Genomic DNA, 12,434 nt, shown 5'->3' on the forward strand with positions numbered 1-12,434 from the left:
TCATGGAGAATTAAGGAAAACGCCATGCAGAAAATGATGAAGTTGATCTCCGGCAGCCTGGTTGCGGGCCTTGTCCTCTTCGGCGCCGGCTGCGGCAACGGCACTGAGGGCAAGCCCACCGGCACCCTGGTATCCATCTCGTCTACAGGTGAGGCCAGCAAGGTCCCGGATGTGGCCGATATCTCCGCTGGTGTGGTCACCGAGGCAGAGGAAAGCCAGCAGGCCATGCAGGCCAACGCCGAACAGATGGAGAAACTGATCAAGGCAATCGAAAAAGCCGGCATCGACAAGAAAGACGTACAGACCAGCGGCATCAGCCTGACACCGCGTTACAGCTCCCGCCCCAACAGCGAGGGACCGAATCGACAGATCACCGGCTATATGGCCCGCAATACCGTGCGGATCACCGTACGTGAGATTGATGAACTGGGGGAAGTACTGGACAAGATGGCCGAGGCCGGGGCAAACAATATCTATGGCCCGAACTTTTCCATTGGCGAGCCCGAGCCCCTGCTGGCCGAGGCCCGCGGCAAGGCCCTGGACCTGGCCCGGGAACGCGCGGAAACCTACGCAGACTCACTGGGAATGAAAGTGGCCCGCATCGTGAGCATTTCCGAGGGCGGCAATGGCGGCGCACCGCGCCCGATGATGCGCGCGGAAATGGCCTCGGCCGATGCCCGCACCCCGGTCGCGCCCGGCGAGACCACCATGTCCGTCAACCTGGAACTGGTATTTGAACTGAAGGACTGACAACAGGCCGGCCGGGTGGCGTGCAGGCGGCGCGCACCCGGTCCGGTGTCCCCGCCTGCCCGGCTCCTCCTTTCCCTTCCCTGCGTAAGCGGCCCCTGCTTAACGGGCCTGAGGCGGCTGCCGGTAGATCTTGCCACCTTTCATGATAAACCGGACCCGTTGCAGCTGGGTGATGTCCTCCAGCGGGTTACCGGCGACGGCGATGATATCCGCATGCTTGCCGGCACTGATACTGCCCAGCTGGTCCTGCACCTGCAGCAGCCCGGCGGCATTCCAGGTTGCACTGCGCAGGGCGTCGGCGGGATTCATGCCCGCGGCAACCATCAACGCAAACTCCTGCGCATTGTCACCATGGCGGCTGACGCCACTGTCGGTGCCGAAAGCGATCTTGACCCCGCGGCGATAGGCCTCGGCAAAGGTCTCCTTGATCAGCGGGCCGATAGTCGCCGCCTTGGTGCGGACGATCTCGGGGAAGAAACCCTCCACCCGCGACTTCTCTGTGACCCAGGCTCCCGCCAGCAACGTGGGGACATACCAGGTGTTGTTTCGCTTCATCAGCTCGATGGTCTCGCCATCCATATAAGTGCCGTGCTCGATCGAGTCCACACCGGCGCGAATCGCCCGCTGCATACCCTCCTTGCCGTGCGCATGGACCGCCACGGTAAAGCCATAGTCCTTCGCAGTGGCGACGATGGCCTCCAGCTCATCCTTCATAAACTGGGGGTTCTGGCCGCTCTTGGCGACACTGAGCACGCCGCCGGTCGCGGTAATCTTGATCAGGTCGGCGCCGTCCTTGTAGCGCTGGCGGACCGCCTCGCGCGCGCTCGCCACACCATTGACCACGCCATCAACAGGCCCCGGCTGCCCCATCAGCGCCATACGGTACCCGTTGGTGGGATCCGCGTGGCCGCCGGTGGTGGCAATGGACTTGCCGGCAGTGAAGATACGGGGACCGTCGATGGTGCCCTGGTCGATGGCCTTGCGCAGGCTCACGGTGACATTGTCGGTATCCCCCAGGTCGCGGACGGTGGTAAAGCCAGCCATTAGCGTGCGACGGGCGGTATCCACACCCCGCAGGGCATAATCAGCCGGATTCCAGGTAAACCGCTCGACATAGGTGCGAGGGCCAAACTCCGTCACCAGGTGCGTGTGCATATCCATCAGCCCCGGCAACACGGTGTAGCCCCGCAGGTCCACCAGCTGTTCGCGGTCGCGCTTGGCAAAGCCCTTCTGGACGGATTCTATGCGGCCGTCGACAACATGGATGGTGCGGTTCTCAAGCATTTCACCGGATTCGCTGTCGAACATCTGGCCGGCGTAGATCGCCAGCGATTCTGCCATGGCCTGGGAAGCGCCCGCCAACGCCAGCAGCGCCGCGGCCAGGGCGGCCGCGCGAATACGGAAGACTCCCCGATTGGTCAAAGTGGTCATTGTTACACCTTTTATGACTGGCTTAGTCTTGTTGTTGTGTCGAGTGACTGTGTAACCCCACAATCTACCCTATTCGCCAAGTGGAGAGAAATGCCCCATGAAGATCTATGAGTATTCCCAGGCCCCCAATTGTCGCCGGGTACGCATGTTCCTGGCCGAGAAAGGTATCGAAGATGTGGCTTTCGTGCCGGTGGATATCGCCCGCGGCGAAAATCTCAGCGACGATTACCGGCGCAGGGACTTCAACGGCAAGGTGCCGGTGATGGAGCTGGAGGATGGCACCAGCATCGCCGAATCAGTGGCGATCAAGCGCTATTTTGAAGAGCAATACCCGGAGAACCCGCTGTTCGGCCGGGACGCACAGGAAAAGGCTGTGGTGGAAATGTGGGTCCGGCGAGCGGAGTTCAACCTGATGTTCAATGTGGGCATGGCATTCCAGCACACCACCGGCTTCTTTTCCGACCGCATGAACACCTTCCCGGACTACGGTGAAGATTGCGCCGGTAAGGCCCGGGCTTTTTTTGGCCAGCTGGATCGCCACCTGGCAGATAACCGCTATCTGGCCGGGGACTATTTCTCGGTGGCAGATATCAGCATGCTGTGCGCGCTGGATTTCGGCAAGGTGGTCAACCTGCGCCCGTCGGCGGAAGAGCACCCGCACCTGAAACGCTGGCGGGATGAATTGAGCGAGCGACCCAGCGCCCGGGCCTGACGACCCCGCTTGCGGGAGACCGGCGCAGCACCGTAACAGCCGGCTCTCCCGTTCGCTGGCGAATTGCCCGGAAACTAGGTAAAGGGATCCAGGGTCTTTTTCTCCGGGGTACTGAGGACGCGTACATCCCGTTGCGGGAACGGAATCTCGATTCCGTGCTGTTGTAACGTCTCGAAGATAATCAGCAGCAGGTCACCGCCAACACGATTGCGGCCATCGTCGACCCCCTCCATCCAGAATTCCACAAACATGTTAACGCCGTTGTCACCGAAGCTGTCGATCTCACAGTCGGGCCGCTCCTCGATGGGCAGGTCATCGCCGCTCAGGACCTGTGGATGCCGCGCTACCGCATCTTTTACGATTTCCACCATTTCACGCACATTGGTGCTGTAGCTGACGGAAAAGTCTACCCGGTAGCGCTGTTTCCGGTTTTTTTGTGTCCAGTTGACGAACGATTCAGAAACGAACTTCTCATTGGGTACAACGATATCCTTGCCATCAAAGGTTTCCAGGGTGACCGCCCGCATGCTCAGCTTGGTCACGGTTCCGCGGCGCTCCTCGTCCAGCGCAACGTAGTCGCCAAGGGTGATCGAGCGATCCAGGATAATGATCAGCCCCGAGATAAAATTGGAGGCAGTGCTCTGCAGGCCGAAACCAATACCCACGCCCACGGCCCCGCCAAACACTGCCAGTGCGGTCAGGTTGATCCCCATCAGGTTGAGAATCAGGATAAAGACCAGCGTGAACAGCGCGATCTCGAACAGCTTGGCCGCGACTTCCCGGGTGCGGTAATCCAGGGCCTGCTGGTTGCGGATGATGGTCTGCCCGGTGGAATTGGACACGCGGCCCAGCCAGAAAAGCAGTGAGCCAAAGATCACGGCCCGGGTGATCCCGTAAGCGGAGATACGGATATTGCCGAGTTCTACCGCCATGGAATCCAGCACCCGGACGATGTCATCCAGTGCGCCAATCACATACAGGAACAGGATCGGCATTCCCACCCAGCGGAATACGGTGGCAACCGACGCCCGGGTGATCACCAGTTTCACAAAATCATTGAACAGCAGGATAATTGCGATGGCAAAAGCTGCCTGCACAACCCAGCTTTCCCCCAGGACCTGCGGGATAAATGCCAGGTCGATACGCAGGAACACAAGGGCCAGCAGGGGGAACAGCAACCTGCCACAACGATAGACGAGCAGCTGGATTGGTGACTGCTCCGGCCGCTCGGGAGGACGCCTGAACCACGGGACCAGCTTGACCAGGCGGTGGGCAATTACGTAGGCGAGCGCGTAGATTGCCAGTATGACGCCCAGCTGCCCCAGGATTTCCATCCGGTCAGTGGAGGTCAGTGCCTGGCTGGCATTCTGTTTTAACTCTTCAAGCAGCTCTTGTGTTTCCACGCATTTTTCCCACAAGTCGGGCGGCACACCGGGGCAGAAAGCCCCACCACCCGGAATACAGTGCTGCGCTGTCTCGGTTTTTTATTGCCCGTGCCGGCAGTCGAGTGACTGTCACAACTCCAGGTCTGACACCTCTCCCGCGATGGCCAGGTCGGAAGGCAAGTCAGAAATGTCCGGCCGCCGGCGTCGACGGGTCTTGGCCGGCACCATGCCCCGCATGGCTTCCAGCTTACCAAAGCAAAGTAACTTGTCACCCGCCTCCAGCTCCCGTTCGGGCTTGGGATTCGGTATTACCTTGGCGCCCCGGTATAGAGTGAGCACATTGATATCGTGCTCATAGAGCTGGGTATCGCGAATGGTCTTGCCCACAAACCTGGAACCTTCCGGAATATAGATTTCAGTGACACCGTAGCCCTTACTCACTGTCAGGCGCTGTCGCACATCGATTTCCGGGAAGTCCACCTGCGCGGCAATATATTCAATCACCGCGCCGGCCACATCGAGCCCGGTACAGGTCTCGATACCCTCCAGCCCCGGCGAGGAGTTCACCTCCATGATCTGCGGCCCGTTCTTGCCCTCGAGCATGTCGACACCCGCAACCTGCAACCCCATGATCTGGGTGGCCCGCACCGCGGTTTCCATGTATTCGTCCGGCAATTCGACCGGTTCGGCAACGCCACCGCGATGCACGTTACTGCGGAACTCCTGTCCCTGCGCGACCCGGCGCATGGCGGCGACCACACGATCGCCTACCACGAAGGCGCGGATATCCCGGCCCTTGCTCTCGGCGACAAATTTCTGGATCAGCACATTCTGTTTCTGGGCCTGCAACAGTTCGATAATGGCCTCTGCCTGCTTGACCGTCTCGGCCAGCAGCACGCCGATCCCCTGGGTGCCCTCGATCAGCTTGATCACCACCGGCGCCCCGCCCACGCGCTCGATCGCGGGCAGCACATCTTTCTTGTGGTGCACGAAGGTCGTGCGGGGAATGCCCACATGGTGGCGGCTGAGCAGCTGCAGGCTGCGGAGCTTGTCACGGGAATTGTTGATACCATGGGCGGTATTGGCACAGAAAACATCCATTTCCTGGAACTGCCGCACTACCGCTGTACCGTAGTAGGTGATCGAGGCGCCGATGCGCGGTAGTACCGCGTCGAAGTCCCCGATCTGTTTCTGCCGGTAATAGAGGTCCGGGGCCCCGCGCTGCAGGTCGATGGCAAACTTGATGGTATCCAGCACCTCCACCTCATGCCCACGCTTCTGCGCCGCTTCCTGCAGGCGCATGGAGCTGTAGCACTTGGGAGAGCGGGACAGGATCGCGAGTTTCATGGTGATTACCTTTTATTGTATTTCCGGCGGAGTCACCCGGCGGCTCTGGACGAAATGGGGCGAGTGCCCTGTTCAGATGCGGCGGGGGGGCCCCGCGCGGTGACAACAACAGTTCTATTCTGGATCTCGTTATTGGATTCCCGTGTTGCCCGCCGGGCGCTCGGCGCCTCTCAGCTGGCGCGCGGCAGGCAACAGTACCCAGACTAGTAGAAAATGCAGAAAACGCCAATTGCGATTTCTTTCGCGCCGGGTTCAGGACTCCCCGGGCAATACCGTCACCGGCCCGATATCCAGGGCCTCGATATCCTCCCGGATCTTGTCCAGGTCCCCCACAATCACCCAGGTAAACTGGCCCGGGTCGAGGAATTTGTCTGCGGCCAGCTTCACATCCTCGCGCGTAAGCGCAGATACCCGCTGCGGGTACTCGGCAATATATTCCGGCGGTAACCCCTTCTCCACCTGCCAGGCAATACTGGAAAGCAGCTGCTCCTTGGTCTGGAAGCGGGCACTCTGCTTGAGCACCTCATCATCGCGGTAGTCCGCGAGTTCTTCCTCCGTAACCGGTTTGTCGCCCAGGAACTGGGTGTATTCCTTCAGCAACTCGGTGACGGCCTGGGCGGTCTTGTCGGTCTGCACCGGGGCAAACAGGACATAGGGACGCTGCCCCTCGGTATCCAGTGAGACCGCCCGGGCCCCGTAGGACCAGTGCTTGTCCTCGCGCAGGTTCATGTTCACCCGTGAGGTAAATTTCCCGGCGATGACACTGCTCATGGCGTCGAAAGCTTCGGCACCCTCTGGTTCCCATGACGGGATCACCAGCCCCGCAAGGATATAGCTCTGCTGGGCCCCCGGCCGGTCCAGCAGGAAAACGCGCGGCTCCGGGGGGCGCTCCACCGTTGGAATAGGGATCTCCGGCAGCTGGGTATCGGGGGCCTTCCAGCCGCCCAGGGCATTATTCAGCCGGGTCTTCAGGTCTTCAGCTTTTACATCCCCCACTACGGTCAGCACGGCATTGTCCGGGCGCAGCCAGGTATTGTGGAAGTCCACCAGGTCGTCGCGAGTGACGGCCCTGATGCCCGCCTCTGTACCCGAGCCGGTCAGCGGCGCACCATAGGGGTGGCCATCGCCATAGAGCAATGGCGGCAACTCACGCAGGGCAAGCCCCTGTGGTTGTGCCTTCTCCTGGCCGATGGCATCGATGCGATTGGATTTTACCCGGGCCAGGTCCTCCTCCGGGAACAGTGGGTTCTCGACCACCTCTGCCAGTAATTCCAGGGAGGGTTCCAGCTGCGTGGTCAACGCACTGAAGTTGATGCTGTTGTAGTCAAGCCCACTGCCGGCGGTAACACTGGCCCCCAGTTCTTCCTGCCTGCTGCTGAAGGCCAGGCTGTCGTACTTCCCGGCCCCCTCACTGAGCATACGCGCGGCCAGGGATGCCAGGCCCGGCTTGTCACCATCGGCAGCGGCGCCACTGCGAAACTGAAGGTTCATGAAAACTGCCGGTGTATCGTGGCGCTCGGCCAGCACCACCCGCAGGCCGTTATCGAGGGTAAACTCTTTCTGCGATGGCAGTTCCAGCTCAACCGTCTTGTCCACCGACGGCAGGCTGCTGCGATCGGCCCCCTCATCGGCCGCCTGGTACTCTTCCGCGGGCTTGATAATGAGTGTGTAACTCTCCGGGGTCAGCCAGCGCTCCGCAACGTCCTGGACTTCCAGCGCCGACACGCGGGAGTACTCCTCGAGCCCGGTGATCAGCGCGCCGGGGTCACCGTAGTAAAACTCTGATCGCGCCAGGATATCGCTCTTGCCGCCGAAACCGCCGATTTTCTCCAGCCCCTTGACCAGGCCGGCGAACTCGCTCTGCTTGATACGCCGCAATTCCTCGACACTGACCCCGTCCCTGGCAAACTGGTGCAGCTCCTCGTCCAGCAGCCGCTCCACTTTCTCCACCGGCTGGCCGGGTTTTACGTCCACCATGATGAACAGCTGCCCCGCCAGCTGGCGGCCGAAGTAATAGGCACTGACACTGGTAGCAACCTGCTCCTCCCGCACCAGTCGCCGGTAAAGCAGGGAGTTGTTGCGGTTCGCCAGCAACGAAGTCATCAGGTCCAGGGCATTTTCTTCCTCGCTGTCCAGGCCGGGGACATTCCATACCTTGTAAATACGCGTCTGCGGCACCTGGTCGGTGAGCACTTCGCGCTTGTCCGGCTGCACGGGCAGCTCCCAGCTTTCCAGCCGCGGGGGTACCGAGGTGCTGGGTATGTCGCCGAAGTACTTTCGCGCCTTGGCCATGGCCTCCTCGACGCCGATATCACCGGCGATCACCAGGATGGCATTGGCGGGCTGGTAGTACTCGGCAAACCACTGCTTGACGTCCTCCAGGCTGGCATTGTCCAGGTCTTCCATGGAGCCAATGGTGGTCCAGGAGTAAGGGTGATGCGGGGGAAAGGTACTCTCTGCGATGACTTCAAACGCCCTGCCATAGGGGGCATTCTCACCCTGGCGCTTCTCGTTCTTTACCACACCGCGCTGTTCATCGAGCTTCTCCTGGCTGATGGCACCCTGGAAGTGGCCCATACGGTCGGACTCCATCCACAGCGCCATATCCAGTGCGCCCCTGGGGACGGTTTCGAAGTAATTGGTACGGTCATTATTGGTGGTACCGTTCATATCGGTGGCTCCGGAGCGCTGGAACGGTTCGAAGTATTCACCGGGATAGTTTTCCGAGCCATTGAACATCAGGTGCTCGAAGAGGTGTGCAAAGCCGGTTTTGCCGGGCTTTTCATCCTTGGATCCCACCTTGTACCAGATATTGATCGCCACAACCGGCGCCTTGCGGTCCTCGTGCACAATCACGGTCAGGCCATTGTCGAGGGTTTCCCGGTGGAACGGGATCTCGATATCCGGCACTTCAACGTAGGCTTCCTGCTTGGCCGCTGCGGCGCGGCTACTGGCGGCAGCTTCCCGGTCAACCGTCAGCGCGCGGTGCTCACCCTCCCCGTTCTTCCGCCGGGACTCCTCGGGTGCGCCGCAGCCAGCCTGCAGCACCGCGGTGAAAAGTATGGTGATAAGCACAAAACGCGTGAGCATGGATGAATTCCCCGTTACCGAGCCGGCTTTGCGGTCCCGCCAGTGCGCTCGTGGCATTGCGGGTGGCACATACCGGGAAAGATAGTTTAGGCAACAAACTTCGGTGCGCGCCGGGCAAATCGGTCGACTGCCAGCGCCAACGGGCCAGGTGGCCAGCGGGGAGAAATGGGAGGAATAAAAAAACGGGCGCAGATGCGCCCGGGAAACTACTTCAGTTGGACTTCGCGACAATATATCGCCAGAGGGAGAAAGCTGCCTGGCGCCTTCCCCGCCGATCAGGTTATCGGCGGGGCCGGCGCGCCGCGTTCAACGTGACCCGGTGCGGGTCTTCACATCAGGCCGCGGCAGAATCAGTTTTTTTTACTGCGTCCTCGTGCCCGAAACGCTCTTCGGCAATACGGTCCGCCACATGCGCGGTAGTCTCGCCGGTCTCTTCGGCACGCTGGAAGATTTCCTGCATGGTGTCGGCGATACGCTCGATGTGCTCCTGGACCTGCGCGGGATCGTAGTTACCCTGCTGCTGGTAATACACATCGATAATGCCACCGGCATTGATCACGTAATCCGGGGCATAAAGGATGCCCTTCTCGCGCAGTACCTGAGCGTGGCGCTCCTCGGCCAGCTGGTTGTTGGCCGCACCGGCGATGGCACCCACTTTCAGTCGCGCGATGGTGTCGTCATTGAGGATGGCCCCCATGGCGCAGGGCGCGAACAGGTCCACATCCAGGTCAAAAATTTCGTCGGAGCCCACTGCAGTGGCACCCAGTTCGTTGACGGCGCGGTCGATGTTGTCCTGGAAGATATCGGTGACAAAAATCTCGGCACCTGCCTCTTTCAGCAGTTTGGCCAGGCGGAAGCCTACATTACCCACGCCCTGGATGGACACCTTCAGGCCCTTGAGGTCATCGCGGCCCCAGCGGTGCTTTGCGGTGGCCTTCAGGCCCACAAAGACGCCATATGCGGTAGAAGGGGACGGATCGCCACCGGTCTCGGAGCCCTCGATCAGGCCGGAAACAAACTCGGTGGTCTCGCCGATCACCTTCATGTCGGCAACACTGGTGCCGGAATCCTCAGCAGTGATGTAACGGCCACCCAGGGTATTGATGAATTCGCCCATGGCACGCAGCAGTTCCGGAGTCTTCTCCTTGCGCGGGTCACCGATAATCACGGATTTGCCGCCACCCAGCTTGAGACCCGCCATGGCGGACTTGTAGGTCATGCCGCGGGACAGCCGCAGTACGTCCTCCAGCGCCTCGCCATCATCGGCGTAGGGCCACATACGGCAACCGCCCAGTGAGGGTCCCAGATTGGTGTTGTGCACCGCAATAATCGCCTTCAGTCCGCTTTTGGCGTCCTGGTAAAAAGCCACTTGTTCGTGCTTATCGTAGGCGTGATGGGAAAATATACTCATTTTGTGTTCCTCTCCGGAGACCGGTTCTACAGCTGGGGAACAACCACAGCCCTTTGTGCATTTTTATTCGAGAATAAGATTATATCCATGATCAGGATATAAAGTTTGCAATCTTTGCACAAACAAGCGTCCAACGGGTTAATTTATCACACAGGCACATTATTTTTAGGATGAAGGGTCACTGTGACCCGGAAATGGCTTATCGGTCATTCACCACCTGCCCCGGGGGAGGGTTTAAACTGGTTCCGCAATCTCTGTCTGGTAGAATCCGCGCCCAAATCGACCCGTGTAGAGACCTCACGCATGCTGAACCCGGATGCCCTCAAGCAACTGAACCAACTGAAAACCGATATCCGCTCCACCAAGGAGTTTGCCGAGGGCCGGGTCCGCGGCAGCAACGGCAAATTCGGCTTCGTCATGCTCGACGATGGACGCGAGGCCTTTCTCCCTCCCCCCGAAATGGAACGCGTATTTCCCGGTGACCGGGTGCGGGTCAGCCTCACCGAGGAAAACAAGGGCAAACTGTCCGCTGAACTGGATGCCCTGCTCGAGAGCGACCTCAATCACCTGGTGGGCCAGTATGTCCAGCGGGGCCAGGGGCACTTTATCCAGCCCAGCCAGAACGGCCTGAACCGCTGGATCTTCCTGCCCCCCAAGGCCCGTGGCAAGGCACAGCCAGGCGAATTCATCGCCTGCAAGGTGATCCGTCACCCGTTCAAGGATGGCAAGGCCCAGGCCAAGGTACTGGAAGTAATCGGCGCACCGGAAATGCCGGGTATCGAGCATGCCTTTGTCGTCGCCCAGCACCAGCTGCCGGAGAAGTTCAGTGACGCAGCCCTGAAGCAGGCTGCGGACATCAAGCAAAAAATCGCCGAAGTGGCTGCCGGGCGCGAGGATCTCACGGACACCGGCTTCGCCACCATTGACGCCGAGTCCACCCGCGACATGGACGATGCCATTGCCGTCACTGCGCGCGACGGCGGCTGGACCCTGCACATCGCGGTCGCCGATCCCTCCAGCCTGATCGAGCCCGGTACCCCTCTGGACCGGGAAGCTTTCGAGCGCGCCCACAGCCAGTACCTGCCCGGCGAGACGCTGCCCATGCTGCCGCGCGAGCTCTGCGAGGAGGCCTTCTCCCTGCTGCCAGGGGAATTGCGCCCGGCGCTGGTACTGCACATCGACATTGACAGTGATGGCCGCATCGGCGACAGCCGCTACGAATTCGCGGCGATTCGCTCCCGGCACAAGCTGAGCTATGACAACGTCAGCGGGTTTATCGATGGCGACCTCAGTGCCGTACCGGAAGACCAGCAGGAAAGCCTCCGCAACCTGGAAGCCCTGAGCAAGACGCGCGCCACCTACCGCGCGAGCCACTCCCTGATCATGGAGGACCGCCCGGATTACGACATCCTGCTGGATGAGAAACGCAAGATCGCCCGCATCGAGAAACGCGAGCGCAACGTGGCCCAGCGCATGGTTGAGGAAGCCATGCTGGCCACCAACATCGCCATGGGTGCGAAACTGGCAAGCCTGCAGCAGGGCTGCTTCTCGGTCCACCTTGGATTCCGTGACGAGCGCATGGGGGAGGTCAAGAGCCTGCTCAAGGAACTGCTGCCCGAGCACGCGGAAAAGGACCTGCACCAGCTGGACAACTACCTGGCGCTGGTGAAGTACCTGGAGACCCACGACGAGCCCCGGATGCAGAACCTGCTGGCAGTGCTCAAGCGCATGCTGCGCCCTGGCCAGCTGGCCAACAAACCCGGCGCCCACCTGGGCCTGGGCCTGGAGGCTTACGCCACCGTTACCTCACCGATCCGCAAGTACAACGACCTGCACAATCACCGGGTGCTGCAGGCAGCCGCTGCTGGACAGCAGACAGTGGACCTCGACGACGGGAAGATCGAGGGACTGCAGGACAGCCTGCTCCGCGGTCGCCAGGCGAATCGCGCCCTGGAACAGTGGCTCTACTGCCAGTTTATGCAGGACAAGGTGGGACAGGAATTTACCGGTAGGGTGACACTGGTCAATGGCGCCGGCCTGGGCGTTCGCCTGGATGACTTCGGCATCGATGGCTTCGTACGCCTGAACAGCGACAAGAAGAACCTGCCGGATTTCGACGGCAAGCACCTGACCCTGGCCCACGACGATCTCTCCTACCAGCTGGAGCAACCGGTGACCGTAAAGGTAGGCAGTGTCGACGTGGACAAGCGCCGCATCGCCTTTGAGGTGGTCGGCGGCGGTATCCCCGTGGCCACAGAGGCTGCCACCTCCGCTGCGGACGAGTAATGCACTGGCGCGGCCCTTCCGG

At 60.8% G+C, this 12,434-nt stretch carries 8 protein-coding genes and 1 pseudogene; 3 read left to right on the forward strand and 6 right to left on the reverse strand.

All coding sequences use genetic code 11. The features are described from left to right. The first annotated feature begins 24 nt into the window (after positions 1 to 24). A complete protein-coding gene (locus tag LVD10_RS11650; RefSeq protein ID WP_232941707.1) occupies positions 25 to 750 on the forward strand; it encodes an SIMPL domain-containing protein in 726 nt (241 codons plus the stop codon). 99 nt (positions 751 to 849) lie between these two features. Here the strand turns inward: LVD10_RS11650 and LVD10_RS11655 are convergent, their stop codons facing one another. Beyond that, entirely contained in the window at positions 850 to 2,181 is a 1,332-nt protein-coding gene (locus tag LVD10_RS11655) for a metal-dependent hydrolase family protein (RefSeq protein WP_232941706.1), read from the reverse strand. A 97-nt stretch (positions 2,182 to 2,278) separates the two neighbouring features. Between LVD10_RS11655 and LVD10_RS11660 the strand changes: the two genes are divergently transcribed. Then, a complete protein-coding gene (locus LVD10_RS11660) occupies positions 2,279 to 2,893 on the forward strand; it encodes a glutathione S-transferase family protein (protein ID WP_237063736.1) in 615 nt (204 codons plus the stop codon). A 74-nt stretch (positions 2,894 to 2,967) separates the two neighbouring features. Here the strand turns inward: LVD10_RS11660 and LVD10_RS11665 are convergent, their stop codons facing one another. The 5 genes and pseudogenes from LVD10_RS11665 to LVD10_RS11685 all read right to left on the reverse strand — a co-directional run bounded on the left by LVD10_RS11665 (position 2,968) and on the right by LVD10_RS11685 (position 10,126). After that, a complete protein-coding gene (locus LVD10_RS11665; protein WP_232941704.1) occupies positions 2,968 to 4,296 on the reverse strand; it encodes a mechanosensitive ion channel family protein in 1,329 nt (442 codons plus the stop codon). Between the two features lie 111 nt (positions 4,297 to 4,407). Continuing rightward, positions 4,408 to 4,719 carry a cation:proton antiporter regulatory subunit gene (locus LVD10_RS11670; protein WP_255701186.1) on the reverse strand — a complete coding sequence of 104 codons (312 nt, stop codon included), beginning with the start codon at positions 4,717 to 4,719 and terminating at the stop codon, positions 4,408 to 4,410. Beyond that, positions 4,702 to 5,625, reverse strand: a pseudogene (gene rimK / locus LVD10_RS11675) (30S ribosomal protein S6--L-glutamate ligase); the annotation flags it as partial. The pseudogene rimK and the gene LVD10_RS11670, both read right to left, overlap by 18 nt. Before the next feature lie 252 nt (positions 5,626 to 5,877). Continuing rightward, on the reverse strand, positions 5,878 to 8,715 hold the full coding sequence (locus tag LVD10_RS11680) for a M16 family metallopeptidase (protein WP_237063739.1): 2,838 nt from the start codon (positions 8,713 to 8,715) through the stop codon (positions 5,878 to 5,880). Between the two features lie 334 nt (positions 8,716 to 9,049). Next, positions 9,050 to 10,126 carry a Glu/Leu/Phe/Val dehydrogenase dimerization domain-containing protein gene (locus LVD10_RS11685; RefSeq protein ID WP_232941702.1) on the reverse strand — a complete coding sequence of 359 codons (1,077 nt, stop codon included), beginning with the start codon at positions 10,124 to 10,126 and terminating at the stop codon, positions 9,050 to 9,052. Between the two features lie 303 nt (positions 10,127 to 10,429). Here LVD10_RS11685 and LVD10_RS11690 point away from each other — a divergent pair, with 303 nt between their 5' ends. Then, the gene (locus tag LVD10_RS11690; protein ID WP_237063741.1) at positions 10,430 to 12,412 is read left to right on the forward strand and encodes a VacB/RNase II family 3'-5' exoribonuclease; all 1,983 of its coding nucleotides are present in this window, start codon (positions 10,430 to 10,432) and stop codon (positions 12,410 to 12,412) included. Positions 12,413 to 12,434: the final 22 nt, after the last annotated feature.

It is taken from the genome of Microbulbifer zhoushanensis (assembly GCF_021729055.1).
In the GTDB taxonomy this organism is placed as follows: domain Bacteria; phylum Pseudomonadota; class Gammaproteobacteria; order Pseudomonadales; family Cellvibrionaceae; genus Microbulbifer; species Microbulbifer zhoushanensis.